Source organism: Nocardioides sp. YR527 (assembly GCF_900101045.1).
In the GTDB taxonomy this organism is placed as follows: Bacteria; Actinomycetota; Actinomycetes; order Propionibacteriales; family Nocardioidaceae; genus Nocardioides.
Genome location: NZ_FNFN01000006.1, coordinates 451,064 through 477,463, shown reverse-complemented (window position 1 = coordinate 477,463; position 26,400 = coordinate 451,064). Strand labels below are relative to the sequence as shown.

Sequence of the window (26,400 nt, the reverse complement as noted above, 5' to 3'; positions counted from 1 at the left end):
TGCCCTACGTCGACGAGATCAACCCCCGATTACGCGCTCGAAGCAGACGCGGTCGTACCCCGGACCGTCATAGTCGGGCTGCGGCTCGGACACGGAGAACCCCATCGAGCGGTGGAACCGGATCGACGTCGCGTTCTGCGGCCCGGTGATCGCCCGCACGACCTCGCCCCCACGCTCGCGCACCTGCCCGAAGAAGCGCTCGTACAGCGCCCGGCCCACTCCGGTCCCCCGCCGCTCCGGATCGATCCCGACGAAGTGGATGTACGCCGCGCGCGGGTCGTCCTGGGACATGAACCCGATCAGGAACCCCCGCAGCTCTCCGCCCTCGTCCTCGACGATCGTCGAGGTGTCGTTGAAGTGCTGGAAGAACAGCCGGGTCAGCATCAGGGTGCGCATCATCGTCGCGTGCGGGTCGCCCCAGTCGTCCCACCACTCAGCGAGTCGCGCTTGGACCCGCCTGTGGTCGTCCTCCGTCGCGGGCCTGAAGGTGAGGTCGGGGTGCTCGCTGCTCATGTCACACGATGCTCATGCAGTCAGCTGCGTACGACGCCGACCAGGTGAGCGACGGCGTCGGCGAGGGCGACCTCGGTCTTCTCGCCGCTGCGGCGGTCCTTGACCTCGACCTTGCCCTCGACCAGGCCCTTGCCGACGGTGACGATGGTCGGGACGCCGATCAGCTCGGCGTCCTTGAACTTCACCCCCGGCGAGACCTTGGGGCGGTCGTCGTAGAGCACGTCGATGCCGGCGGCCTCGAGCTCACCGGCGAGCGACGCTGCGGCCTCGAAGACGGCGGCGTCCTTTCCGGTCGCGACCAGGTGGATGTCGTACGGAGCGACGTTGCGGGGCCAGGCGAGGCCGATGTCGTCGAGGGTGCCCTCGGCGACGGCGGCCACGGCACGGGTGACGCCGATGCCGTAGGAGCCCATGGTCACGGTGACGAGCTTGCCGTTCTCGTCGAGCACCTGCAGCCCCAGCGCGTCGGCGTACTTGCGGCCGAGCTGGAAGACGTGGCCCATCTCGATGCCGCGGGCCAGCGTCAGCGGGCCGGAGCCGTCGGGAGCCGGGTCGCCCTCGCGGACCTCGGCGGCCTCGATGGTGCCGTCGGGGGTGAAGTCGCGGCCGGCGACCAGATCGATGACGTGCTGGCCATCGACGTTGGCGCCGGTGACCCAACGGGTGCCGGTGACCACGCGGGGGTCGACCAGGTAGCGGATGCCGGAGGCCGACTCCTCCCCCAGCACCTCGGGACCGATGTAGCCCTTGACCAGCTCGGGGTGCTTCTTCAGCTCGACGTCGTCCATGGGCTCGACCTCGATCGGCTCCAGCTGGCCCTCGAGGCGCTTGATGTCGACGTCGCGGTCACCGGGCAGTCCGATGGCGAGCGGCTCGACGGTGCCGTCGGGGTGGCGCAGCGTGACCAGCACGTTCTTGAGCGTGTCACCGGCCTCCCAGGCACGGTCCTCGCGGGGGAACGCCTCGTTGAGGTGGTCGACCAGCGTCTGGATCGTCGGCGTCGCCGGGGTGTCCTCGGCGTGGGCCGCCGGAACGTCCTCGTAGGAGAGCGCCTCGGGGGCCAGCGTCGTGACCGCCTCGACGTTGGCGGCGTAGCCGCCGGGCGAGCGTACGAACGTGTCCTCGCCGGCCTCGGAGACGGCCAGGAACTCCTCGGAGGCCGAGCCGCCCATCGCGCCGGAGGTGGCCTTGACGATGACGTACTCGAACCCGAGGCGGTCGAAGACCTTGACGTACGCCGCGCGGTGGGCGTCGTAGGCCGCCGACAGCCCCTCGTCGGTGTAGTCGAAGGAGTAGGAGTCCTTCATGATGAACTCGCGGCCACGCAGCAGCCCCGCGCGGGGACGCGCCTCGTCGCGGTACTTCGTCTGGATCTGGTAGATCGCCAGCGGCAGGTCCTTGTAGGAGCCGTAGAGGTCCTTGACCAGGAGCGTGAACATCTCCTCGTGCGTGGGCCCGAGCAGGTAGTCGGCCTCCTTGCGGTCCTTGAGCCGGAAGATGCCGTCGCCGTACTCCGTCCAGCGGCCGGTCGCCTCGTAGGGCTCGCGGGGCAGCAGCGCCGGGAAGTGCACCTCCTGGGCGCCGATCGCGGCCATCTCCTCGCGGATGATCCCCTCGACCTTGCCGAGCACGCGCAGGCCCAACGGCAGCCAGGAGTAGATACCCGGAGCGGCGCGGCGGATGTAGCCGGCGCGGACGAGCAGCTTGTGGCTCGCGACCTCGGCGTCGGCGGGATCCTCACGCAGGGTCCGCACGAAGAGCTGTGACATACGGGCTGTGGTTCCGGGCATGCGGGCAAGCGTACGGCTCGCAGGACCGCTGCCGCGAACCGGTTGGAATTGGCGTTGCAACCCCGTCGGCACCCCACGCATCTTTACTTTCATGAGAGGTATCCGAATCCCGGCACTGGCCACGGCCATCCTTGCTGCTCTCATGCTCCCGGTGACGCTCGTGTCACCGGCTTCTGCGGCGGCTCCGACCGTCGACGTACGTCCCCTGCCCCTGCCCGTCGGCGAGAGCCCGACGGTTCCCTACCTGCACCGGCCCACGGAGGCGTCGGTCTCGGTGGTCGACCCAACGAACGGCATGAAGACGCCTGTCGACCTGGTCGGCGACGAGAACGACCAGTTCACCCTCCTGGGCCGCTCCGGCAGCGGCTTCGTGCTGCGAGCCACCAACCGCAACATCGACAAGGTCATCCGGGTGCAGCTCGATGTTCCGCAGAAGACGCTCACCGACATGTACTACGCCGACAAGGCCAGGCTCTCGGCCGACGGCCGCTACCTGCTCAAGACGGCCACTCAGACCAGCGGCGCCATCCAGGCCCAGGTACGCAGCGCCACCACCGGCGCGGTCGTGGCCCGTCACACCTTCAAGGCGTCCACCAGGCCCGATCCGATCGATGTGAGCGGCACCCGCGTGCTCGTGGGTGGCTACAGCACCCCGCGCACGATGACCTGGGACTGGAAGACAGGCACGATCAAGACGATCGCCTCCCGGGCGGCGTACGCAGGCAGCTTCGCCACCAACCGGCTGGCGACGTACACGAAGGACCCGTCGAACCTTGACGCCTGCTCGGTGGTCTCGACCGTCACCGCACCCGCGACGACGCTCTGGCGTGGATGCTTGGAGGCGGTCGCGTCGTTCTCGCCCGACGGCGCCCGGTTCGCGACCAACGCGATCGAGCACCAGAACCACGCCGACGTCGTCCGTCGGCGGAGTCTCCACGGCACTCTGTTGACCACCTACCGCAACCCCAACGGGCTGTGGATGTACGCCTGGGAGACCAACACCCGGGTCCTGATGCGGTCCTACCCGGGTAACAGCAGTGGCGGCTGGCTGGTGCTCTGCGAGGTCGCCGACTGCGAACGGGCCTGGCGGGCGTACTCCTGAGCCGTCAGAACATGATGGTGGAGAAGCGGGCCGTCTCGAGGAAGCCGGCCCGCTCGTAGGCACGACGCGCGGGGGCGTTCCACTCGTTGACGTAGAGGGAGACGCGTGGGGCGATCTCGCTGCGGACGATGTCGCAGACCGCGGCCATCCCGCGGGCAGCGAGGCCCTCGCCGCGGCGGTGCTCGGGCACCCAGACCCCCTGGATCTGGGCGGCCTCGGGGGTCGCGCAGGCGACCTCGGCCTTGAAGACGACCTCGCCGTCCTCGATCCGGGCGAAGGACCATCCGCGCGAGATCAGCTGGAGCACCCGGGCCCGGTAGAGGTCGCGGCCGCCGCCGGTCTCCGGTGAGATCCCGACCTCTTCGGTGTACATCGCCACACACGCCGGATAGAGGGCGTCCATGTCGGCGCGGACGGTGCGGCGCACGAACGGGTCCGGATCGACCATGCTCTGCAGCTGCTGCTCGAGATGGGGCTGCTCCCAGCGCTGGTCGCGCGGTGTGCCCCAGGACTCGCCGATCGATCCCCACAGCGCCCGCACCGCGGGCTGGCGCCCGACGATCGTGGAGACGGTGCGGATGCGGCTGCGGGCCCGCTCACCGAAGGCGTACGCATCCTCCTCGGTGGCCTGGATGGGGACCAGGTTGGCGCCGACGTGACAGGCAGCGACCAGGTCGCCGCCGTCCCAGCGGCCCCAGATCTCTCCGCCGAGCCAGCGCGGCTCGAGGTTGGTGGTGCGCGCCCGGTACTCCGCGAACACGTTGACCACCGGATCCTGCGCGGTCAGGTCGAGGAACGCGCTGAGATCCCCCGCATGCAGCGGGCGGATCCCCTGGCGCGTCGTCAGCATGTCACCGAGCCTAGGGCCAATCCGGTCGTACGTCGCCCTGCGGCTCGCGGACCGGATCACGCGCTGGTCAAATCGCAAAGGTGCGTTCGATCGTGTGCATTCGCTCGCGGATGGTCTTCAGGCGTACGTCCTGGCCGGCCTCGCCGGTGTCTCCCCAGACCGCCCGGCCCACCATCACGCCGCGGGCGCCGAGTGCCCGGACCCGCGGGAGCCGCTGGCTGAAGTCGTCCCAGCCCATCCCGTCGGAGCGCGCGACCCAGGGAGCGCCGCCGATCTCGGCGCGTGCGATGGTCGCGAGGCCCTCGTCGTTGACCTTGAGCTTGAGCACGATGCCGCCGCACCGCGACCGCGCGGCGAGCGCGGCCAGATCCTCGAGGCAGTCCGGTGTCGCGCAGTACGGCTCGAGGAAGACCCGGTCATAGCCGGGGAGGCGCTCCAGAAGGGCCAGCACCATCGAGGCACAGCCGACCTGGTGGTCGTCGAACCCGATCTTCACCGCGTCGGTCGTCCGCTGCGGGACGACGAGCTCGTCGACGGTGTCGATGTCCGGGAGCCCGGCGCAGGCGAGCTCGCGGCGTACGTCGCCGTGCCCCTGCGTGGGACGCACGACGATGCCCCAGCCAGGGGTGGTGGCCACCAGATCGAGGATCCCGGACCTGATGTCGGTCGAGTCCGGGGTGCGGAACAGCGCGTCGTCCGCGTGATCGATGGCAAGCCAGAAATTGGTCACTGTTGTCGCCAGTCTGAGAAGGGAAAATGAAGACGTGTGGAGGCGCTAGGCGAAGCCTAAGCAGAGCGAGCGCGCATCATCGGCAACTCGCGTTAATTGATTATTTCGGGTCGCGCGTCAGTATTCGCCGCCGTCAGCGACGATGCACTGGCCGTTGATCGCACCGGCGACGTCGGAGGCGAGGAACACGCAGACCTTCGCGACCGCGTCGGCGGTCACGAACCGGTGTCCGGGGATGCGCGCGGCCCGGTAGGAGATGTACTGGTCGACGGTCACGCCCTCCTTGCGGGCGTGCTTGACGAAGACCTGTCGCGAGGACTCGCTCCACATCGGGCCGGGGGCGACGACGTTGGCCCGGACGATGCCCTCCTCCTCCTGCGCGATCGCCTGGGCGAGCCCGGTCAGCGCATGCTTGGACACGCCGTAGGCAGCCCGTCGTGACGGCGTACGGATCCCGAAGACGGAGCTGACCAGAACCACCCCTCCGGACCTGGCCGCTCGCAGCTTCGGCAGCGCGAGCGCGGCCGTGCGCCACACCGAGGTCAGGTTGAGATCGAGGGTGAGCTGCCACTCGGACCGGTCGATCTCGGCGACCGTGTCGGGAGTGGGGTTGATGCCCGAGCAGTTGATGAGCCCCGACAGCTTCTCGAACCCGGCGAGCGTCTCGGCCAGGGCATCCACACCGTCGTCGGTGGTCAGATCGCCCTCCACCCGCGCGACCGCACCGGTCTCGTCGGCAAGGTAGGCCAGCTCGGTGGTGCGGCTGTAGGCGTGCAGGATCACCGGCGTGCCCTCCGCGGTCAGCCGGCGCGCGACCGCGCTGCCGAGGTCGCCGGTCGCGCCGAGGACGAGCGTCGGCGATCGCTCAGTCTGGGTGCTGATGCTCATGGCGCTCCTTGATCCGGTGGATCGCCGACCTCACCACGTCCTGATGGGCGGGCGGCAGATCAGTGAGACCCTCGAGATGGCTCAGGCAAGTGATATCACCCATTTGCCCGAGCCGGTACGCGGTAATCGGAATCGCCGGGGTGAGGACCGGATGATGCAGGCGATGGACCAGGGCGTCGGTGATGTCGGTGCCCCAGCCGAGCACGTCGCGCTCGCGGGCGACCGCGCCCGGGTCCTCCTCGCGGTCCAGGATCTCCAGGTAGCCGTCGACCGGCACCCGGCCGCGCAGGATCAGCTGGAACATCGCCGCCTTCCGCAGGAACAGCGACCGGAACGCCTCCAGCACGAACTCCAGCTCGTCCCAGTAGCGCTCCGGCGCCTGGTCGAGGAGACCGCCGTAGTCCACGCGCTCCTCGGTCAGGTAGAGGCAGATCAGCCGGTCCATCCAGGACAGGCTCTCGCGTACGCTCAGCCGGGCCACCGCGTCGAGGTCACCGGGCTGGAACCCGGCCTTGAGGAACGTCATCACCAACGGTCCCATGTGCATGTCGGCGAAGCGGGCGCCGTCGAGCGCCATCCCGTGCCCGTCGCGCAGCCGGTCACGGATGCTCTCGGCGACGAAGTACTGGTAGAAGGTCTCGTGGGCGAACTCCGCCGACTCCGCCGAGTCCTTGGTCCGGCCGGTCACGCCGAAGACCTCGGAGTGGTCGAGCAGATCCGCGATCCATTCGTACGTCAGGAAGTCACGCTGCCGGGTGATGTCGAGGTCGCGCTGCAGGTTGGCGAAGAGCCACTCCGAGACGCGCGGGACCGGGATCAGGTCCTGCTCCTGCGAGGTCGGCTCGTCCATCCCGGTGAACAGGTCCCAGGCGATGTCGCGGTAGGTCTGGAACCGCACCCGGCTGGGGATGCGTGAGCTCTTCCGGTCCCAGGGCTGCCCGCAGACGTGCTTGAGATGGACGGTGTAGCCGTCCCACTGGGTCCGGGGAGCCGGGGCGCCCTCCTCGAGGGAGGCGTAGAGCTGCTTGAGGACCATCGGGGTCGCGGGGAAGAACCCACCGCCACGCTCCATCTCCGCGGCCAGGTTGCGCAGCCGGTCGTCACCGCCGCGCTCCTTGCCGAGAGCGCGCACCTCGACCGGGGAGATCGGCTCGACCCGTACGACCATCGCCGACTCGACCCCGAGGTCCTCCAGCCGGGCCGGACTGCGCAGCTGCTCGGCGAGCTCGTCGCGCTCGGTCTGCAGGTTGCGCTTGCTGATCACCACGAACCGTCCGCCACGCCCGAAGGCCGAGCGCAGCTCGCTCAGGTCGGGCCGGGTGACGCCGTGCTCCTCGGCGCTGGAGGAGATCAGGTCGAAGTCGTCGATCACGATCGGCGAGCGGTCCTCGTCGACCAGGGCGATGTAGTCGACCGCGCCGTCGCGCAGGCTGACGTAGCGCACCTGCTCCCTCGAGGCCGTCCACTCCCTGGTCTCGACCGTCTTTCCCGAGCCCGAGGGACCGGTGAGGAAGAAGAGGTTGGACTCAGAGTTCTCCAGCCACCGGCCGAGCGCCTCGATGAGCGGGATCGTGGGCTGCTCGGTCGTCAGTCCGCCCAGCGCCGCCACCCGAGCCCGCGGGAAGGTCAGGCGGGAGCCGGTGGCGGGCACCGGTGCCGCCGTCGTGGCAGGGTCCAGCACGGGCACGGGCACCGCGGTGTCCTCGCCACGCCAGGCGTACGCCTTCCACCACTTCGCCTGCCAGATGCCGGTGTTCTTCCGGATCCACTCGCCTCGATGGGCCGGGTCCAGGGTGCGGGGCACCGCGCCGCCGACCACGCGGATGAGCTCGTCGAGCGGCATCAGCTTCGAGCCGGACGTACGCCGGTAGAAGGTGCTCCGGGCCATGGCCACACCGGCGCCACCGTCAGCTTTTCCGGTCACCTGGCGGACCCAGGCGCGCAATTCGCCGTTGAACTCCTCTGGCGAGAGAGATTCGTCGGTCATATCCCCTCACCGAGTCGTCGCGGAAGCGCTTGAGAGTATCTCGCAGGCGTCCCAATTCTGTCCCAGAAACGTCCCAACTCACCTGGGACTGTCTTTACTTCGTCCCCACTCCCACCCGCCCTCTGGTGGGACATCTGTGGGCTCCGTCACCGTGGAGATGTCCCCAAGAGGGACAGCGCCGGCCCCTCTCCCGGGCCCCACCGCTGAAGGAGATGATGACCATGAGGAACCACAAGTTCAGCATCGCCACCTTCGCCGTCACGCTTCTTGTCGTGTTCGGCTTCAACCAGCTGCTCAGCGCCGAGCCGCCCACGTGCCAGGCAGCCGCCGGCACCTCGTCCGTGTCCGTCGTCCTCACGGAAGGAGTGCTGTCATGAACAGCTTCTTCCAGCGCCCCGGCGATACCGTCCGGGCCCGCGGCGGCATCCATTCCGGAAAGCGCGGTGTCGTCGTCGCCACCGCCGCAGGCCGCACCAAGGTCCGCTTCAACGGCAGCAGCGGCACCCGCTGGGTGCGCACCGGCAACCTGAGGTCCACCGGCAGCGGCTCGCTGTCCTGGATCCTCCCGGTCAAGGCCGCGCTCGTCCTGTTCCTGGTCATCCCTGGCCTCCGGTTCGTCGTCGTCCACCTGTGGACCCACGGCGGACTCGACGGCTTCGCCACGGCCCTCGGCAACCAGATGGGTCAGGCCGCCCTCGCCTGGGGCCACCTGATCACCACCGACCCCCTCGGAGCACTACTCCACCTCGGGTTCCTCGGCCTGGTCTCCAGGCTGATGCACTGGTGAAACCACAAGACCTTCGAGACGTACGCAGGGGGACGTCTCGGAGCAGAAGACGGAAGCCCGGTCCGTGTGACGGACCGGGCTTCCTGCGTACGTGGCCGGACTGACGGTGCGATATGTTCACCGAGGTAACTCAGCGAGTGCGCACTGCCCTCGTGGAACTCCACGAAGGAAGCGACCGTCCACCGAGTTACCTCGGTGAACATCCACACATCAGCCGCTGACCGACACCTGCGCGCCGGCGCCCTCGACGGGCTCCATGCCCTCGGCGATCTTCATCGCCTCCTCGATCAGGGTCTCGACGATGGCGGCCTCGGGGACGGTCTTGATGACCTCGCCCTTGACGAAGATCTGGCCCTTGCCGTTGCCGGAGGCGACGCCGAGGTCGGCCTCGCGGGCCTCGCCGGGGCCGTTGACGACGCAGCCCATGACCGCGACGCGCAGCGGGACCTCGAGGCCGTCGAGGCCGGCGGTGACCTGCTCGGCGAGCGTGTAGACGTCGACCTGGGCGCGACCGCAGGAGGGGCAGGAGACGATCTCGAGGCGGCGCGGCTTGAGGTTGAGCGACTCCAGGATCTGGATGCCGACCTTGACCTCCTCGACCGGCGGCGCGGAGAGCGAGACGCGGATGGTGTCGCCGATGCCCTGGCTGAGCAGGTGGCCGAAGGCGACCGCCGACTTGATCGTGCCCTGGAAGGCCGGGCCGGCCTCGGTGACGCCGAGGTGGAGGGGCCAGTCACCGGCCTCGGCGAGCAGCTCGTAGGCGCGCACCATCACGACCGGGTCGTTGTGCTTGACCGAGATCTTGAAGTCGTTGAAGCCGTGCTCCTCGAAGAGCGAGGCCTCCCAGATCGCCGACTCGACCAGCGCCTCGGGGGTGGCCTTGCCGTACTTCTCCAGCAGGCGCTTGTCGAGCGAGCCCGCGTTGACGCCGATCCGGATCGAGGTGCCGTGATCCTTGGCCGCGGCGGCGATCTCCTTGACCTGGTCGTCGAACTTGCGGATGTTGCCGGGGTTGACCCGGACCGCCGCGCAGCCGGCCTCGATGGCGGCGAAGACGTACTTCGGCTGGAAGTGGATGTCGGCGATCACCGGGATCTGCGACTTCTGCGCGATCGCGGGCAGCGCGTCGGCGTCGTCCTGGCTCGGGCAGGCCACCCGGACGATGTCGCAGCCCGACGCGGTGAGCTCGGCGATCTGCTGCAGCGTGGAGTTGATGTCGGAGGTGAGCGTCGTCGTCATCGACTGCACGGAGATGGGGCTCTCGCTGCCAACGCCCACCGAGCCGACCTTGATCTGGCGGGTCTTGCGGCGGGGGGCGAGCACCGGGGCGGGAGCCTCCGGCATACCGATGTCTGTCGGCGTGGGGATCGACGTCATGTCTACCAATCTTACGGGCGGGTCAGGCTTGCAGATGAAGCGGGACGACGAGGTCGGCGACGATCAGGACAACACCCATCACGAGCAGCGCCGAGGCCACGACGTACGCCACCGGCAACAGCTTCGCCGGGTCGGCATGTCCCGGGTCGGGCCGCCGGAAGACCTTGGCGAAGGCGCGGCGGATGCCCTCCCACAGCGCGGTCGCGATGTGACCGCCGTCGAGGGGCAGGAGCGGGACGAAGTTGAAGATGCCGATGAACAGGTTGAAGCCACCGACCAGGAACGCGAAGCTGGCGACCTTCTCGCCGACGTCGAGGCCCTCGTGGGCGGCGATCTCGCCGGCGATGCGGCCGCCGCCGACGATGCTGACCGGACTGTCGGCCGAACGCTCCTCGACACCGACGATCGCGAGCGCGACGTGCCAGACCTTGACCGGCAACCTCAGCAGCGAGTGGACGGCGTTCTCGGCCATCGCACCCATCTCCTGGAGCGCGTAGACCGGCCCCTCCTTGGTGGTCACCACGTGCGACTCGGGAGACATCCCGAAGAAGCCGACCTTCGCGGTCTCCGGGTCAGCACTGGTGTCGTCGAGGTCCTTGACCCGCTCCTGCACGACGGTCTGGGTGCGCAGCGTCATCTGCTCGCCGTCGCGCTCGATCACGATGGTGGCGTCGCCGTCCATGTTGTCGCGGATCAGCTCCTGGGCGACCGCCCAGGAGGTCAGCTCGGTGCCGTTGAACGAGATCAGCTCGTCACCGGGCTTGAGGCCGGCGTCGGCGGCCGGGGTCGGCTTGTCGCTCGCGCGGCACTCGCGGCCCTGGTCCTCCCAGGTCAGCAGGCACTCCTGCAGGCTCGAGACGACCGGATGCCCCTCGTCGACGACGTTCTCGTGGACGCCGTAGGTCCCGAAGACGCCCCACAGCACGAAGAACGCGATCGCGATGTTCACCGTCGGCCCGCCGGCCATCACGATGACCTTCTTCCACCACGACATCTTGTAGAACAGCCGCGGCTCGTCCTCGGGACGGATCAGCTCCCACTCGGCCGAGCGGGCGTCACTGATCAGCTGGGTGAACATGCCGGTGTTGGACTTGCGTACCTTGAGCGCACCGTCCTCGGTGCGCTCACCCAGCTGGTCGGCACCGGGCGGCAGCATCCCGAGGATCTTCACGTAGCCACCGAGCGGGATCGCCTTGAGGCCGTACTCGGTCTCGCCGATCTGCTTGGACCACACCGTCGGCCCGAAGCCGATGAAGTACTGGGTCACCTTCCCGCCGAACGCCTTCGCCGGGATCATGTGACCGAGCTCGTGGAGCCCGATCGAGACCAGGATCGCGAGAACGAAGCCGATCACGGCCAGCGTGTAGAGCAGAACACTCACGGGCGGGTCTCCAGGATCCGAGTGGCTTCCTCGCGCGCCCAGGCGTCGGCGGCGAGCACATCCTCGATGGTGAGGCTGCTTTCAGAGCGTACGCCGCTGTGGGCTGCCATCACCTCAGCAATCGTGTCCACGATGCCGGGGAACGGGATCCGGCCCTCGTGGAAGGCGTCCACGCAGACCTCGTTGGCCGCGTTGTAGACGGCCGGGTGAGTGCCGGCACGGGTGCCGGCCTCGCGGGCGAGCGCGACCGCGGGGAAGGCGACGTCGTCGAGCGGCTCGAAGCGCCAGTCGGCGGCCTTGGTCCAGTCGATCGGGGTCTCGGCGTCGGGCACCCGCTCGGGCCACGCCATCCCCATCGAGATCGGCACCAGCATCGTCGGCAGCCCGAGCTGGGCCACCACCGCGCCGTCGGTGAACTCGACCATCGAGTGGATGTACTGCTGCGGGTGGACGACGACCTCGATCCGGTCGAACGGTACGTCGAAGAGCAGGTGTGCCTCGATGACCTCGAGTCCCTTGTTGACCAGGGTGGCCGAGTTGGTGGTGATCACCCGCCCCATCGCGAAGTTGGGGTGCTTGAGTGCCTGCGCCGGGGTGACCTGGGCGAGCTCGTCGCGGGAGCGGCCGCGGAACGGGCCACCGGAGGCGGTCAGCACGAGCTTGCGCACCTCCTCGGCACGGCCGGCGCGCAGCGACTGCGCGATCGCGGAGTGCTCGGAGTCGACCGGGACGATCTGCCCCTCGCCCGCGACCCGCTTGACCAGCGGGCCCCCGATGATCAGCGACTCCTTGTTGGCCAGGGCGAGCGTGTTGCCCGCCTCGAGCGCGGCCAGCGTCGGGCGGAGACCGACGGCGCCGGTGATCCCGTTGAGCACCACGTCAGCGGGCTGAGCGGCGGCCTCGACCGAGGCCTCCTCCCCCAGCCCGGAGAACATGGGCGCGAACTCGGCCACCTGCGCCTCGAACAGCTCCTTGTTGGACCCGCCCGCGGTCAACGCCACCACCCGGAACCGGTCCGGGTTGGCCCGCACCAGGTCGAGGGCCTGGGTGCCGATGGACCCGGTCGAGCCGAGGATCACCACGTCGCGTGGCCGCTGATCGTTCACCCGCCCATCCTCCCAGCACAGGCTGAGAAGGCACCAAATAGCAGCAGCCCCGGACTCCCCCACGGGTCCAGGGCTGTGCATGAAACGTTTTGCAACGTCTGGTCACAATTAAGCCACAAAGAGGCACGTAAAGGCAAATCCCGAAATGAAAGTCCCAGTTAAATCAGCGGAGCCAGGATGACACCGAGCCGCGGCGTGACATGGCGGACCCAGGACTCGGTCAGGTGCGAGGAGTCGTAGTAGGTGACCTTCTCCCCCACGACGAGCGGGCAGCGGTCTTCGGCACACACGAAACGCTGGGTGTCGACGTACGCCGCCTCGGTGCCTTCCAGCGCCGACTCGGTGAGCTCGTTGCTGCTGGTCTCGCGCGAGTCCGGGTCGCTGAGGCACGAGCGCTGGTCGGCCTCGGGGGCGCTGATGCAGTCGGCGGGGTCGTGGTCGACGGCGGGTACGTCGCCGAGGACGACGACCTTGCGGGAGATCTCCCGATAGGCCTTCACCGTGCTGCGCACCGCCTGGGACCACTGCTCGTCACGGTCCATCCCGTCGTACGTCTTCGGCATGAAGAGCTGTCCGCGAGCCGTCGAGACGATCGTGTCGGGGTCGAGGCGCTCGAGGTGGTCCGCGGACCAGTCGCGGAAGTCGTCGCACTCGGCCTGGGTCATCTTTTTGCCGCGGTGCTGGACCGGGTAGGGAGCGCAGCCGACCTTCACGACCGGCACCACCCGGAAGCCGTTCTCCTTGCCGAGGTCGTCGAAGGCGGTCAGCCACATGCCGGCGTGGGAGTCGCCGACGACGGCGACGGTCTTCTTCGCATCCGTGTCGCCGAGGGTGCAGTCGGCGCCGCGGGTGTCGCCGTAGTTGGCGTAGCAGTCGCCGTGGGCCTTCTGCCACCGATCGTCCGTGATGTCCTCACCGAGCACGCCCGGCGGGATCGGGCCACCACGGTCGGCGATCTCGAGCGCGGCACGCAGCTCTCGCTGAACCTGCGGCGGGCCGCCGGTCTCGGCGGCGGTGTCGGGGACCTCGTGGGCCGCGAACCAGGCCTGGGCCTGGGCGGCCCGCTCCTTCTCGGCGTAGGCGGCATAGCCGGTTGCCAGCCAACCACTGCCGACCGCCAGCACCAGCGCGACGGGCCACAGAGCCAGCGCGCGCAACCCGTGCGAGAACACCGGCACCTGCTTGTGCTGGAACGGAAGCTCGACGAAGCGGTGGCTCAGGGCGGAGAGGAGCAGCGCGGCGGCGACCGCGACCGTCATCTCGAGCGCGGCGTTGCCCAGGTGCAGGAACTCGGGGGCCAGCACGATCAGCGGCCAGTGCCACAGATAGAGGGAGTAGGAGATGTCGCCGACGTACCGCAGCGGGCGGATCGCGAGCAGCCTCGCGGTCGGGGCGTTCGCGCCCGAGGCCAGCAGCGCGACCGTGCCGAGGGTGGGCACCAGTGCCTGCCAGCCGGGGAACGGGGTGGCCTCGCTGAACAGGACGGTGGCGGCGAGGATCGCCGCGGCTCCCGCCAGGCCGGCGATGATGCTCGCGGCGCCCTTGAGCCGGCCGCCCCAGCAGGCCAGCAGCGCGCCGGCGGCGAGCTCGTAGGCGCGGGCCGGGGTGGAGAAGTAGGCGGCGGTCGGGTTCTCGCCGGTGGCGTGGATCGACCACGCCAGGCTCACGACGGCGATCACCGCGGCGACGACCGTGAAGCCCTTGCGGCCGAGCCTGGGGATGAGCAGGAGGGCCAGCACCGGCCAGACCAGGTAGAACTGCTCCTCGACCGAGAGCGACCAGTAGTGCTGGAACGGCGAGGGCTCGCTGGGCTGGAAGTACTGCACGCCCTCGGCCGCGAAGTGCACGTTGGCCAGGAAGAACGCCGCCCAGGTGCCGTCGGTGGCCGCATCGGTGAGCCGGGTGGTGGGCAGCTGCCAGGCGGCGTACGCCAGGACGACCAGGATCACGAGAGTGGCTGCCGGCAGGATCCGACGGGCACGACGCGCGTAGAACTGCGGGATGCTGACCGTTCCCGACGTATCCGCCTCGCGCAGCAGCAGGGTGGTGATCAGGAAGCCGGAGAGCACGAAGAAGACGTCGACGCCGACGAAGCCGCCCTCGGTGTGCGGGATGCCCGCATGGGCAGCGACGACCAGGCCTACGGCAATGGCCCGGAGACCTTGGACATCTGTCCGCCATTGCTTGGCTGACATGTGGGGTGCACCTCGTGTGGGGGTCGACTGCTATCCATTGCTGGGTCCGAGTCGCGGAGGTGCGCGAAACGGCCCTCGATGCTTTCACGGACGTGGTCTGCTCGCACATCGAGGGTCGCCGACCGACCTGTTCAATTGCTGTCCCCGCTGATGTCTCAGCCCCCGATGTAGGACATCACGTGCTTGATCCGGGTGTAGTCCTCGAACCCGTAGACGGAGAGGTCCTTGCCGTAGCCGGAGTGCTTGAAGCCGCCGTGGGGCATCTCGGAGATGTAGGGGATGTGGGTGTTGATCCAGACGACACCGAAGTCGAGGCGCTTGCTGACCCGCAGCGCGGTGGCGTGGTCCTTGGTCCACACGCTGGAGCCGAGGCCGTAGTCGACGTCGTTGGCACAGCGGAGCGCCTCGGCCTCGTCGGCGAACCGCTGCACCGTGATCACCGGGCCGAAGATCTCGTGCTGGATCTGCTCGTCGTCCTGGCGGAGCCCGGCCAGGACCGTGGGCTGGTAGAAGTAGCCGTTCTCACCGCCCTCGACCCGTGCCGGCGCACCTCCGGCGGCGATCGTGGCGTGGTCCGGGAGGCGGTCGACCATGCCCTTGACGCGGGCGAGCTGACCGGGGTTGTTGAGCGCGCCGACGTCCGTGTTGTCGGCGGGGAGACCGACGGTGGTGTCGCGGGCCGCCTCGGCGAGAGCCGCGACGAACTCGTCGTGAATGCCCTCCTGCACCAGCACCCGGGTCGCGGCGGTGCAGTCCTGGCCGGCGTTGAAGTAGCCCGCCGCGGCGATGCCGGCGACCGCCTTGTCGATGTCGGCGTCGTCGAAGACGATCACCGGCGCCTTGCCACCGAGCTCGAGGTGGACGCGCTTGACGTCCTGTGCCGCCGTGGCGGCGACCTCCATGCCGGCGCGGACCGAGCCGGTGATGGCGACCATCTGCGGCGTCTTGTGGCGGATCAGCGCGCGGCCGGTGTCGCGGTCTCCGGTGACGAGGTTGAGGACGCCCGGCGGCAGGAACTCCTGGGCGATCTCGGCCAGCAGCGCGGAGCTGGCCGGGGTGGTGTCGGAGGGCTTGAGCACGACCGTGTTGCCGGCGGCCAGGGCCGGGGCGATCTTCCACGACATCATCGCGAGCGGGTAGTTCCATGGCGTGACCTGCCCGATCACGCCGATCGGCTCGCGACGGATCCAGGAGGTGTGGTCTGTCAGGTATTCGCCTGCGCTCGTCCCCTCCAGGGTCCGGGCCGCGCCCGCGAAGAACCGGAAGTGGTCGATCGTCGGCGGCAGCTCCTCCTCCAGCGTGAGCTGGAACGGCTTGCCGGTGTCCTTGACCTCGACGGCGGTCAGCTCCTCGGCCCGGGCCTCCATCGCGTCGGCGATCCGGAGCAGAGCCAGGCTGCGCTCCTGGGGCGTGGTCTCGCCCCAGGCCCCGAAGGCCGCTGCTGCGGCGGCGTACGCCTGGTCGACGTCGGCCTCCCCCGACATCGCGGCCTGCGCGTAGACCTCACCGGTGGCGGGGTCGACGACGTCGTACGTCGCGGCGTCAGCGGCCTCGCGCAGCTCGCCGCCGATCACGTTCCTGAAGGTCTGGTCAGCCATGCGGTAGAGACTAACTCCTTCCTGTAACAGGGATGTCACAACCGAATCCGAAGTGGAATTGATGGTTTGCTACTGATTCGCTTGCGGAAGCGAGATGCGTTGGGTGACCATGGAGTCATGACCGGCAACTACGAGCAGCTGCAGCGCGACGCCAAGGACCATCTCTGGATGCACTTCACGCGGCATTCGAGCTATGCGAAGACCGACGTGCCGATCATCGCCAGGGGTGAGGGCGCCTACATCTACGACATCGAGGGCAACCGCTACCTCGACGGGCTCGCAGGGCTCTTCGTCACCCAGGTCGGTCACGGGCGTGCGGAGCTCGCCGACGCAGGCGCGGAGCAGGCCAAGCAGCTGGCCTTCCATCCGCTGTGGTCCTACGCGCACGAGCCGGCGATCGAACTGGCCGCGCGGCTGGCCGCACTCGCCCCCGGCGACCTGAACCGGGTCTTCTTCACCAACTCTGGCTCCGAGGCCGTCGAGACCGCGTGGAAGCTCGCCAAGAACTACTTCAAGCTGCGGGGAAAGCCGGGCAAACACAAGGTCATCGGGCGCAACATCGCCTACCACGGCACCACCCACGGGGCGCTGTCGATCACCGGCCTGGCCGACATCAAGGCACCGTTCGAGCCCCTGGTTCCCTCGACCTTCCGGGTGCCGAACACCAACATCTACCGCGCCTCGGAGATCACCGGCGGCCTGATGGACGGGAGCGACCCGGAGGCGTTCGGACGCTGGTGCGCCGACCAGATCGAGGTCGTGATCCGCGCCGAGGGGCCCGACACCGTCGCCGCGGTCTTCCTGGAGCCGGTGCAGAACTCGGGCGGCTGCTTCCCGCCTCCCCCGGGCTACTTCCAGCGGGTGCGCGAGATCTGCGACGCGTACGACGTCCTGCTCGTCTCCGACGAGGTCATCTGCGCCTACGGGCGGCTGGGCACGATGTTCGGCTCGGAGCGGTTCGGCTACGTGCCCGACATGATCACCTCGGCCAAGGGGCTGACCTCGGGATATGCGCCGCTGGGCGCCACGATCATCTCCGACCAGCTGATGGAGCCGTTCCTCTCCGGGGACGAGACCTTCTACCACGGCTACACCTTCGGCGGTCACCCCGTCTCCACCGCGGTGGCGATGGCCAACCTCGACCTCTTCGAGGCAGAGGATCTGCTCGGCAACGTACGCCGCAACGAGGGGTCGTTCCGGGCCACCCTCGAGAAGCTGAAGGACCTGCCGATCGTCGGCGACGTGCGCGGCACCGGCTACTTCTACGGCATCGAGCTGGTCAAGGACCGCGCGACCAAGGAGACCTTCACCGAGGAGGAGTGCGAGCGGATCCTCTACGGGTACGTCTCCAAGGCGCTGTGGACCGAAGGCCTCTACTGCCGCGCCGACGACCGCGGCGAGCCGGTCATCCAGCTCTCCCCGCCGCTGACCGTGGGTCAGGCCGAGTTCGACGAGATGGAGCAGATCCTGCGCCGGGTGCTGGAGAAGGCCTCGACGATGCTCTGAGGACGCTCACCGCTGACTCAGTTGTCCTGGATCCGGGGCCACGGCGACTGCTCCTCGAGGGCGTAGGCGAGCTCGAGGAGGGTCCGCTCGTCCCCGTACGCCGCGGAGAGCTGCACCCCGATCGGCAGCCCCTCCTCGCTGAGCGCCATCGGCAGCGAGATCGCCGGCGCTCCGGTGATGTTCTGCAGCGGCGTGAACGCGACGTGTCGCCGGAGCCGGTCGACCAGCTCCTCGAACGGTACGTTCGGGGAGAGGTGGCCCAGCGGCGGGGTGACGCCGGCGACGACCGGGCACAGGACCACGTCGTGCTGGTCGAAGAGGGTCGCGTAGGCCGCCGCCGCCCGTCGTAGGCGGAGCAGTGCGGTGGGCGTGCGGCGCCAGCCGCCGGAGGCGAAGGCGCGACGCAGGCCGTCGGTGAGGCCGTCGAGGCGGTCGGTGTCGAGCGTACGGTCGATGGTCAGGCGGCCCAGGTTGCCGGCGAGGAAGGCGAGCAGACCCCAATAGCTGAGGAAGTCGTCGCCGAAGCGTGCGTCGACCGGGATCGGGACCGGCTCGACGGTGTGACCCTGCTCCTCCAGCATGGTCGCGGTGCGTTCCACGGCCGCCTTCGTCTGCGTGTCCACGACAGCTTCGGTCACCGACTCGATGATCATCGCTACCCGGAGCCGCCGTCGTGCGGGACCCTCGACCAGTCCGAGGGGCGGCAGCGCCGGGTTGCGCCAGTGCCGCTCGAGCGCGGCATGGAAGGTCGCGGTGTCGCGTACGGTCCGCGTCACCACCCCCTCGCTGACCATGTTGATCGGCAGGGTGCGGGCGGTCTCGCCGTCGAGGTGCCTTCCCCGGCTCGGTTTGAGTCCGACGAGTCCGGCGGCCGCGGCCGGGATCCGGATCGACCCGCCACCGTCGTTGGCGTGCGCGATCGGCACGGCTCCGGCTGCGACCAGGGCCGCGGCCCCGCCGGAGGATGCCCCGACGGAGTGGCGCGAGTTCCAGGGGTTGGGCGTCGGTGGTCCGCTTCGGAACTCGGTGGTCGCGTTCAGCCCGAACTCCGGCATCCGGCTCTTGCCCAGCACCGTCATCCCTGAGCTGAGGAACTGCGTGGTGTAGCGCCCGTCGCGGGACGCCGCCCGTGCGTCGAACGCCTCCGAACCGTGGTTGGTCGGCATCCCTCGCAGGTCGGTGTTGTCCTTGAGCAGGGTCGGCACGCCGTGGAGCAGGCCAGTCTCGGTGTCCGCTCTCCGGGGCGCGTCGTAGGCCTCGTACGCCATCGCGTGCAGCTCCGGGACGACGCGTCGCAGCCGGGCGACCGCCGCCGCCTCGACCTCTGCGGCGCTCAGCTCGCCGGTGCGGATGAGGCGGGCGAGCTCGACGGCATCGTGGGCGCCGAGGGCGTCGTCGGTGAAGGCGTGTACGCGGTCGGGTGCGGTCATGCCGACAGCCTTCTGGATCGACCCCAAAAAGTCTAGAAGATCTTCCAGACTTTGCGCTGGCCCCGTGAAACACTCTGCTCATGAAGCGACGGCACGGCGACAGCGCCCGGCAGCGGCGCGACGCCCTCGTCCGGGCCACGATCGAGGTGGCTGCCGAGAAGGGCATGGCCGGAGTCACCCACCGGGCCGTGACCGAGCGCGCCGGGCTGCCGCTGGCCACGGTCGGCTACTTCTTCGACTCCATCACCGACCTGGCGGCCGAGGCGCTGCGCACCGGCGTGGCCGAGGACGTCGCCCGGCTGCGTACGCTCGCCGACGAGCTCGCCTCGACGGGGTCGGGCACCGACGCGATGGCCGAGGCTTTCGCCGCGGCGCTGATGTCACCACCGACCGACTCGCTCGCCTTCCTCGAGGGGTTGCTCCACGCCGCCCGCGAGCCACAGTTCCGTCCGGTGGTTGCCGAGGTACTCACCGCCGGCCGCGCCGTCGCGGACCGTGCCGCCACCGTGGCCGGCGCGACCCGGACCGACCCCGACTCGCTGCTCGCCCTCGTGCACGGCTATCTGCTGCACGCCCTCGCGGCCCCGGACCTAGTCGACCCCGACGCGCTTCTCCGAGGGCTCCGTGCGCTCGTCATCGGCACGCTCGTCGAGAGCGGCGAGGTCTCACTCGCCCTCCGCCTTGCGGGCCGCGGGTCAGCCGACGACGCGTACCTCGCTCCCTAGGACCGCGCCGTCCTGAAGGGTCAGGTGGTCGCCGGACCAGAAGCGACCCGGGTCGTAGTAGTTGGTCGGGCGCTCGTCGTCGAGCAGGCCCATCTCCTGGTACGTCGCAGCCACGACCTCGGCACAGAAGACCTGCTCGAGCCCGGCCTTCGAGCGCACCCTCCCCCGCGCCCAGCGTCCGGCCAGTGCGGCGGTCGACGGGAAGGGCGTGCCGTCGAGCCGGGCGATCGTCCGCAGCAGCGCGTCCTCCCGCGGGCGATCGATGTCGGCGGTCAGCTGGCGCAGCCACACCTGCTGCTCGTAGCGCCCGGCCCACTGCTCGACCGCGGCGCGCAGATCATGGAGCTGTACGCCACGGTGGTGGGTGCCGGTATAGAGATCGAGCAGCCCCTTGCCGAGCTCGGCATGCCACATCAGCGGCGGCAGGTCGTCGAGCACCACCGCCATCCCGACATGATTGACCGGGGCGTTGCTCAGCATCCGGATCGCCCGGTCGGCGACCGAACGCCCGCGGAAGAGCCACAGATCACCGGTCCGGGTCTGGTCCACGGCGTCAGCAAGGGAGATAGTGGTGTCGTCAGACATCTAGCAGGGGGTCCTATGAGTTTCGGCAGTGCAAGCGTGTGGAAGATCGTCGGTCTCGCCGGACTGGCCGGGGTCACCGCGACAGGCGTCATCATCGCGCGCAACCACCGCCAGCGTACGCAGCGCACGCCGGAGGAGATCCACGCCAAGCTCCGTGAGCGGGTTGCGGCGGCGCAGGAGGGCTCTGCGGCATAGGTTTTTTCGGGGTTGGGGTGGGCCGCCGACCCTTGCTTTGAGGGTCTTCTCGATCTGCTCCGGCGTCAAGGACGCCCTTCGGGCGCCGGCTTCGCCGGCCGCCTTCGGCGGTCCTGGACTCCGGACCAGATCGAGAAAAGATTTGGCTGGCTATCGGGGCGGCGGCCCGGGTGTGGCGCAGCAGATTCACTCCTGGGACAGGTGATGTTGATGGGGCGGAAGGGTGGCCCTTCGGGCCACTTACCATCCACAGAAGCGATGCCGTTCGCTGAACGCGAAAACGGCGTTTGAACTGGGAAAATAGGCAGCCGCTTGAGGCTTTGCGGCGTAGAATGAGACCCATCACAGCACACCTCTGAGGAGGGGAATGGCGATGAGTCTCGGCCGCGAGATCGACCACTGGGGCACCAACCCCGGCGATGCGATCGACGCTGCCTTGAACGCCATCGAGTCCGCTCTCCACGAGCTGCTGGCCACCGATCCCGCCTATTGGCGCACGGGCCAGAAGAAGGACCTGTTGGAGCGGTTGGAGAAGCTCCAGGCCCAACAAGCCGCGCTGAAGCTGCGGGTGCTCGCGTCTGCCGGCGACATCGCCGAGGAGACGGGTGCGAAGGACGCCTCGGGGTGGATGCGGACCGAGCTGTTGGTCGACAAGGCGGTCGCCCGCTCCCAGATGAAACTTGCCGCAGGCGTGGCCAAGTACGACCTCGTGGCCGCTGGCCTGGCCGAGGGTGTAGTGTCCCAGGACAAGGCGAGGGTGATCACCCAGGCACTCGACGCCATCGAGGCCGACCCGGCCGCCAGCGCCGAGGACCTGATCCTGGCCGAGAAGCTCCTCGTGGATTACGCCGGTCGCCTGACCGCCAACGAACTGCGGATCGTCGGCAAACGGATCCTGGCCGAGATCGACCCCGAACGATTCGAGGCCGCCGAAGCCAAAGCTTTGCAGCGGGAAGAGGAGCACGCCCAACGGCGCACCTTCTACTCCTCCCGTGACAACGGTGACGGCACCATCGACATCCACGCCCGAGTCTCGCGTGCGGTCGGGCTGCGGCTCCGCACCCTGCTGGACTCCCTGGCCCAGCCCCGGAAGCTCTCGGCCGAGGACAAGGGCCGCAAGGTGCCCTACGACCAGCTCCTCGGCCAGGCGTTCGCCCGCGTCATCGAGACCTACGACGTCGACCAGCTTCCCCGCCACGGTGGCCACGGCACCACGGTGTTCATCACCATGAGCCTCGACCAGCTCCGTGCCGACCTCGGCACCGCGGCCCTCGGGTTCGACGGCGAGCAGATCACCGCCGCCGAGGCCCGGAGGATGGCCTGCAACGCCGACCTCGTCCCCGTCGTGCTCGGTACCGACTCCGAGATCCTCGACCTCGGCCGAACCGCCAGGCTGGCATACCCGGTCCAACACCGAGCACTCCGGCTCAGAGACAAGTGCTGCCAGGCCGAAGACTGCGACGCCCCCGCGGCCTGGACCGAAGCCCATCATCTGAAACCGTGGTCCGAGGATGGGAAGACCGATCTAGCGAACATGGTCCTGTTGTGCCCGAGCGACCATCGCCGGATCCACGATCCCGACTACACCTATGAGCGGCTCCCGGACGGTCGGATCCGGTTCACCAGGCGCGCCCTGACCGGCTGACAGCCGGGCTGGCCTGCGCCGCCGTGCCCACATGCGTGTCCGAGCGCACGAGGGCGCGATTGCTGATCTGCGCCCTGACACACCGTCTTGTCGTGCCACTCCTGCCGGGTGGCCAACCTGCCGATGCGCTGCAGTTGGTGGTGCTGCCAGTCTGCGGCGCATCAATCACCGTCTGATGACCCTGTCCGTCCGCCCAGACGACTCGCCTGAGACGGGCATGGCCAGAAGCCAGCTGAGGCCGCAGCGTCCGCCATCCCGCGGCCGTCGCCCCGTGCCGCTGACCCTGCTTGTGAACCGTTCACAAGGTGTCATCGTCTTGTAAAAGCACGCGGAGACCATCCGTCCCCAGGAATCACTGGCCCAAGATCCCAGGCCCGTACCCAACCCAAGGAATCCGCGCCAAACCCCGCCGCCGACCCGATAGCCAGCCAAAATTCTCGACGGAGCCCGGTGTCAAGGATCGCCGCAGGCGACCGGCGAAGCCGGCGGCCGCAGGCCGTCCTTGACTCCGGGATTCGGCGAGAACACCATCCGTAACGGGTCGGCGGCCCCAACATGAGAAGAACGACCAGCCACAGCGCCCGCCAAGAAGCCAGCCTTACGAGTCGAACCCCAGCCCCAGACGATCCATCGTCCGCAGGAACAGGTCGCGACGGCCACCGTTGGCGTCGGCCTTGCCGAGCGAGCGGACCATCATCTGGATACCGGCGTACCGAGCCGGCTCGGGCGGGAACGGCAGCGGCTTGGAACGCACCATCTCCAGGGACGTACGCTCCGTCTGCTCGCCGCTGAGGAGGTCGAGCATCACCTGGGCACCGAAGCGGGTGGCTCCGACGCCGAGACCCGTGTAGCCGAGGGCGTAGGCGACGCGGCCGGCGTACGCCTTGCCGAAGAATGCCGAGAAGCGGGTGCAGGTGTCGATGACGCCGGCCCAGCGGTGGGTGAAGCGCAGCCCCTCGAGCTGCGGGAAGGTCTCGAAGAAGTGGCCGGCCAGCTTGTCGTGGGTGGCGCCGGTCTCCAGCTCCGGTGAGATCTTCGAGCCGAAGTGGTAGATCGCGTCGTAGCCGCCCCACAGGATCCGGTTGTCCCTGGTCAGGCGGTAGTAGTGGAAGTGGTTGGCGGAGTCGCTGACGCCCTGCCGGTTCGCCCAGCCGATGGCGTCCAGCTGCGCATCGGAGAGCGGCTCGGTCATGAGTACGTAGTCGTAGACCGGCACGGTCATCATCCGCAGCCGCCGCAGCAGCGGCGGGAAGGCGTTGGTGGCCAGCGCGACCCGTCCGGCCCGCACCGACCCGGTAAGTGTCGAGACCATCATCCCCGCGCCGTCGCGGGCGAGGCCGCTCACCGCGGAGCCCTCGTGGATCACGACCCCCGCGTCCAGGCAGGCCTGACGCAGCCCCCAGGCCAGCCGCGCCGGCTCGACCGTGGCCGTGTCGCCGAGCACCTCCAGGCCACCGAGAAAGGTCGGCGAGCGAAGCTCGGCCCGCACCGCGGTCTCGTCCAGCAGCCGGTGCTTGATGCCGTGCTCGGTCAGCGCGGCCGACCACTCGGCGAGGTCGTCGACCTCGTGCGGGCGGGTGGCGACGTTCAGTGCGCCGGTCAGCCGCCAGTCGCAGTCGATGCCGTACTCCTCGATGGTCGCGGCCATCTCATCGAGGTTCTGCTGACCGAGCCGGTCCAGCGTCGCGAGCTCGTCGGGCCATCGCTCCAGGCCGTTCCAGAATCCATGGGTCAGCGACGCCTCGGCGAAGCCGCCGTTGCGGCCCGATGCCTGGTCCCCGCACTGACCGGCCTCCAGCAGCACCACCGACCACGACGGAAACCGCACCCGGGCCAGCAGCGCCGTCCACAGACCCGAATAGCCACCCCCGACGACGACCAGATCCGCCGATGTCACCCCGAGCAGAGGCGGCAGCGGCGCTGGCTTCGCGGGGTCGTCCAGCCAGTAGACGGCGGGCTTCGCATCGGTCAGCGAGACATGGTTCACGACGCCCACTATGACAACTTCAGAGGCCTTCAGCCACACACAACGTACGGAATCATGGAAATTGTTCGTTACACACGACGGATTTCGTTGCATCTGGCCACGGCGAACAGGTTGACTGGGCGCCATGACCACTCGCAAGCGCAACGGGGGCGCTCACCTCGACGAGGTCAACAAGCTGATCATCGAGCAGCTCCAGCAGGACGGGCGGCGCAGCTATGCCGCGATCGGCAAGGAGGTCGGCCTGAGCGAGGCCGCGGTGCGACAGCGCGTGCAGCGCCTCGTCGACAGCGGCGTCATGCAGGTCGTCGCGGTCACCGACCCGCTCGAGCTCGGCTTCGCGCGGCAGGCCATGATCGGCGTACGCACCTCCGGGCCGATCGAAGGGATCGCCGACGAGCTCGGCAAGCTCGACGAGGTCGACTACATCGTCATCACCGCCGGCTCCTACGACCTGCTCGTCGAGGTCGTCGCCGAGAGCGACGAGGCCTTGCTCAACCTCGTCTCCAGCAAGATCCGCGCCATCGAGGGCGTGGTGAGCACCGAGACGTTCATGTACCTCCACCTGCACAAGCAGACGTACGCCTGGGGAGTCAGGTGACCTCTTACCCCGAGATCAGCCTGTGGCACGCGACCGCGGGTGACGCCTGGGAGCCACGGCCGGCGCTGATTGGCGACATCGAGGTCGACGTCGCGATCGTGGGCGCCGGCTACACCGGGCTGTGGACGGCCTACTACCTGGCCGAGGCCAGGCCCGACCTGAAGATCGCGATCCTCGAGGCCGAGGTCGCCGGCTTCGGCGCCTCGGGCCGCAACGGCGGCTGGTGCTCGGCCCTCTTCCCCGCCTCGCTCGACAAGGTGGCTGCTGGTTCGAGCCGGGAGGCCGCGCTCGCCCAGGACCGGGCGATGCGGAGATGCGTCGACGAGGTGATCCGGGTCGCCGGGGCCGAAGGCATCGAGGCCGACATCGCCAAGGGCGGCACGGTCGTGGTGGCCCGTACGGCCGCCCAGCTCGAGCGCGCCCGCGACGAGGTCGAGCACGCCCGCTCCTGGGGGCTCGGTGACGCCGAGATCTCTCTGCTGGACCGAGCCGCTGCCGAGAAGCGGCTCGCCGCGACCAACACACTCGGTGCGACCTACACCCCCGACTGCGCTGCGCTCCACCCCGCGAAGCTCGTCCGGGGCCTGGCCCGCGCCGTCGAGGCCCGCGGTGTCACGATCTACGAGCAGACCCGGGTCACCGCGATCGAGCCGCACCAGGTGCGAACCGAGCGTGACGTGGTCACCGCCGACGTCGTCGTACGCGCGACCGAGGGCTACACCCCGACGCTGGCCGGCCTCGAGCGCGAGGTCATCCCGGTGCGTTCCCTCATCATCGCCACCGAACCCCTCTCCGACCTGGTCTGGTCGAGCATCGGCCTGGAGGAGCGCGAGACGTTCTCCGACGGCCGGCACCTGCTGATCTACGGGCAGCGCACCGCGGACGACCGGCTGGTCTTCGGCGGGCGTGGCGCTCCGTACTCCTTCGGGTCGAGGATCACCCACGCGGACGCCTCCGACCTGCGCACCCACCGCCGCCTGCAGGCGACCCTCATCGAGATGTTCCCGGCCGTACGCGGCCACAAGGTCACCCACCGGTGGGGCGGCGTGCTCGGCATCCCGCGCGACTGGCACGCCTCGGTCGGCTACGACCCGGCCAGCGGGCTCGCGCATGCCGGCGGCTACGTCGGCGACGGCGTCGCGACCACCAACCTGGCCGGCCGTACGCTGCGCGACCTGGTCCTCGGCACCGAGTCCGATCTCACCACCCTCCCCTGGGTCGGTCACATCTCACCGCGCTGGGAGCCAGAGCCGCTGCGCTGGCTCGGCGTCAACGCCGGGCTGCGTGCGATGACGGTGGCCGACGCGGAGGAGACCGCCACAGGCAAGGGCTCGCTGGTCGCGCGGGCCGTCTCTCCGCTCGTGGGCGGCCACTGACGCGGGTCAGGCTTCTCCATCGCGACGACTAGGCTGCGCCTGTCGATCT

The 26,400-nt window shown here is 69.2% G+C and carries 23 protein-coding genes; 9 read left to right on the top strand and 14 right to left on the bottom strand.

The genetic code is table 11. From position 1 onward, the window contains the following. Window positions 1–18: 18 nt before the first annotated feature. The gene (locus BLT25_RS20565; protein ID WP_091049806.1) at window positions 19–513 is read right to left on the bottom strand and encodes a GNAT family N-acetyltransferase; all 495 of its coding nucleotides are present in this window, start codon (window positions 511–513) and stop codon (window positions 19–21) included. A 20-nt stretch (window positions 514–533) separates the two neighbouring features. Beyond that, window positions 534–2,303, bottom strand: coding sequence for a proline--tRNA ligase (locus tag BLT25_RS20560; protein ID WP_091049804.1), 1,770 nt, complete (start codon window positions 2,301–2,303; stop codon window positions 534–536). Between the two features lie 91 nt (window positions 2,304–2,394). Between BLT25_RS20560 and BLT25_RS20555 the strand changes: the two genes are divergently transcribed. Beyond that, complete coding sequence (locus BLT25_RS20555; RefSeq protein WP_143033806.1) at window positions 2,395–3,405, top strand: hypothetical protein; 1,011 nt, start codon at window positions 2,395–2,397, stop codon at window positions 3,403–3,405. Between the two features lie 4 nt (window positions 3,406–3,409). Here BLT25_RS20555 and BLT25_RS20550 read toward each other — a convergent pair whose 3' ends face one another. The 4 genes from BLT25_RS20550 to BLT25_RS20535 form a co-directional block, all read right to left on the bottom strand. Continuing rightward, the gene (locus tag BLT25_RS20550; RefSeq protein ID WP_091049798.1) at window positions 3,410–4,255 is read right to left on the bottom strand and encodes a GNAT family N-acetyltransferase; all 846 of its coding nucleotides are present in this window, start codon (window positions 4,253–4,255) and stop codon (window positions 3,410–3,412) included. A 67-nt stretch (window positions 4,256–4,322) separates the two neighbouring features. Continuing rightward, window positions 4,323–4,985 (bottom strand): hypothetical protein, encoded by a 663-nt coding sequence (locus BLT25_RS20545; RefSeq protein ID WP_091049795.1) that lies wholly within the window; start codon window positions 4,983–4,985, stop codon window positions 4,323–4,325. Between the two features lie 117 nt (window positions 4,986–5,102). Next, window positions 5,103–5,873, bottom strand: a complete 771-nt coding sequence (locus BLT25_RS20540) for an SDR family NAD(P)-dependent oxidoreductase (protein ID WP_091049793.1) — start codon at window positions 5,871–5,873, stop codon at window positions 5,103–5,105. Further along, entirely contained in the window at window positions 5,851–7,860 is a 2,010-nt protein-coding gene (locus tag BLT25_RS20535) for a hypothetical protein (protein ID WP_091049790.1), read from the bottom strand. The genes BLT25_RS20540 and BLT25_RS20535 overlap by 23 nt, the downstream gene beginning before the upstream one ends. 221 nt (window positions 7,861–8,081) lie before the next feature. Here BLT25_RS20535 and BLT25_RS29990 point away from each other — a divergent pair, with 221 nt between their 5' ends. Next, window positions 8,082–8,237 (top strand): hypothetical protein, encoded by a 156-nt coding sequence (locus BLT25_RS29990; protein ID WP_160024439.1) that lies wholly within the window; start codon window positions 8,082–8,084, stop codon window positions 8,235–8,237. Next, window positions 8,234–8,647, top strand: coding sequence for a hypothetical protein (locus BLT25_RS20530; RefSeq protein ID WP_091049787.1), 414 nt, complete (start codon window positions 8,234–8,236; stop codon window positions 8,645–8,647). Before BLT25_RS29990 ends, BLT25_RS20530 begins: the two co-directional genes overlap by 4 nt. Window positions 8,648–8,857: 210 nt before the next feature. Here the strand turns inward: BLT25_RS20530 and ispG are convergent, their stop codons facing one another. The 5 genes from ispG to BLT25_RS20505 all read right to left on the bottom strand — a co-directional run bounded on the left by ispG (window position 8,858) and on the right by BLT25_RS20505 (window position 16,304). Further along, window positions 8,858–10,024, bottom strand: coding sequence for a flavodoxin-dependent (E)-4-hydroxy-3-methylbut-2-enyl-diphosphate synthase (gene ispG, locus BLT25_RS20525; RefSeq protein ID WP_091049785.1), 1,167 nt, complete (start codon window positions 10,022–10,024; stop codon window positions 8,858–8,860). A 22-nt stretch (window positions 10,025–10,046) separates the two neighbouring features. Next, entirely contained in the window at window positions 10,047–11,405 is a 1,359-nt protein-coding gene (locus tag BLT25_RS20520; protein ID WP_091049782.1) for a M50 family metallopeptidase, read from the bottom strand. Continuing rightward, a complete protein-coding gene (gene dxr / locus BLT25_RS20515; RefSeq protein WP_256328701.1) occupies window positions 11,402–12,511 on the bottom strand; it encodes a 1-deoxy-D-xylulose-5-phosphate reductoisomerase in 1,110 nt (369 codons plus the stop codon). The genes BLT25_RS20520 and dxr overlap by 4 nt, the downstream gene beginning before the upstream one ends. A 158-nt stretch (window positions 12,512–12,669) precedes the next feature. Further along, window positions 12,670–14,706: an acyltransferase family protein gene (locus BLT25_RS20510; protein ID WP_091049781.1), complete on the bottom strand. Its 2,037-nt coding sequence runs from the start codon at window positions 14,704–14,706 to the stop codon at window positions 12,670–12,672. 155 nt (window positions 14,707–14,861) lie between these two features. Continuing rightward, window positions 14,862–16,304, bottom strand: a complete 1,443-nt coding sequence (locus BLT25_RS20505; protein WP_091049778.1) for a gamma-aminobutyraldehyde dehydrogenase — start codon at window positions 16,302–16,304, stop codon at window positions 14,862–14,864. 117 nt (window positions 16,305–16,421) lie between these two features. On the opposite strand from BLT25_RS20505, the gene BLT25_RS20500 reads away from it, so the two are divergent. Continuing rightward, window positions 16,422–17,810 (top strand): aspartate aminotransferase family protein, encoded by a 1,389-nt coding sequence (locus BLT25_RS20500; RefSeq protein WP_091049777.1) that lies wholly within the window; start codon window positions 16,422–16,424, stop codon window positions 17,808–17,810. Between the two features lie 17 nt (window positions 17,811–17,827). Here the strand turns inward: BLT25_RS20500 and BLT25_RS20495 are convergent, their stop codons facing one another. Continuing rightward, window positions 17,828–19,240: an amidase gene (locus BLT25_RS20495; protein WP_091050112.1), complete on the bottom strand. Its 1,413-nt coding sequence runs from the start codon at window positions 19,238–19,240 to the stop codon at window positions 17,828–17,830. An 80-nt stretch (window positions 19,241–19,320) separates the two neighbouring features. Between BLT25_RS20495 and BLT25_RS20490 the strand changes: the two genes are divergently transcribed. Beyond that, on the top strand, window positions 19,321–19,965 hold the full coding sequence (locus BLT25_RS20490; RefSeq protein WP_091049774.1) for a TetR/AcrR family transcriptional regulator: 645 nt from the start codon (window positions 19,321–19,323) through the stop codon (window positions 19,963–19,965). On the opposite strand, the gene BLT25_RS20485 is transcribed toward BLT25_RS20490, so the two are convergent. Next, complete coding sequence (locus BLT25_RS20485; protein ID WP_091049772.1) at window positions 19,936–20,550, bottom strand: hypothetical protein; 615 nt, start codon at window positions 20,548–20,550, stop codon at window positions 19,936–19,938. The genes BLT25_RS20490 and BLT25_RS20485 overlap by 30 nt on opposite strands. A 15-nt stretch (window positions 20,551–20,565) precedes the next feature. Here BLT25_RS20485 and BLT25_RS20480 point away from each other — a divergent pair, with 15 nt between their 5' ends. Continuing rightward, window positions 20,566–20,745, top strand: coding sequence for a hypothetical protein (locus BLT25_RS20480; RefSeq protein ID WP_091049769.1), 180 nt, complete (start codon window positions 20,566–20,568; stop codon window positions 20,743–20,745). A 373-nt stretch (window positions 20,746–21,118) separates the two neighbouring features. After that, window positions 21,119–22,390: an HNH endonuclease signature motif containing protein gene (locus BLT25_RS20475; RefSeq protein ID WP_091050110.1), complete on the top strand. Its 1,272-nt coding sequence runs from the start codon at window positions 21,119–21,121 to the stop codon at window positions 22,388–22,390. A 598-nt stretch (window positions 22,391–22,988) separates the two neighbouring features. Here the strand turns inward: BLT25_RS20475 and BLT25_RS20470 are convergent. Next, a complete protein-coding gene (locus tag BLT25_RS20470; protein WP_256328700.1) occupies window positions 22,989–24,377 on the bottom strand; it encodes an NAD(P)/FAD-dependent oxidoreductase in 1,389 nt (462 codons plus the stop codon). Between the two features lie 124 nt (window positions 24,378–24,501). On the opposite strand from BLT25_RS20470, the gene BLT25_RS20465 reads away from it, so the two are divergent. After that, window positions 24,502–24,975, top strand: coding sequence for an Lrp/AsnC family transcriptional regulator (locus BLT25_RS20465; protein ID WP_008363265.1), 474 nt, complete (start codon window positions 24,502–24,504; stop codon window positions 24,973–24,975). Further along, window positions 24,972–26,351 carry an NAD(P)/FAD-dependent oxidoreductase gene (locus tag BLT25_RS20460; RefSeq protein ID WP_091049765.1) on the top strand — a complete coding sequence of 460 codons (1,380 nt, stop codon included), beginning with the start codon at window positions 24,972–24,974 and terminating at the stop codon, window positions 26,349–26,351. The genes BLT25_RS20465 and BLT25_RS20460 overlap by 4 nt, the downstream gene beginning before the upstream one ends. The last annotated feature ends 49 nt before the right edge of the window (window positions 26,352–26,400 follow it).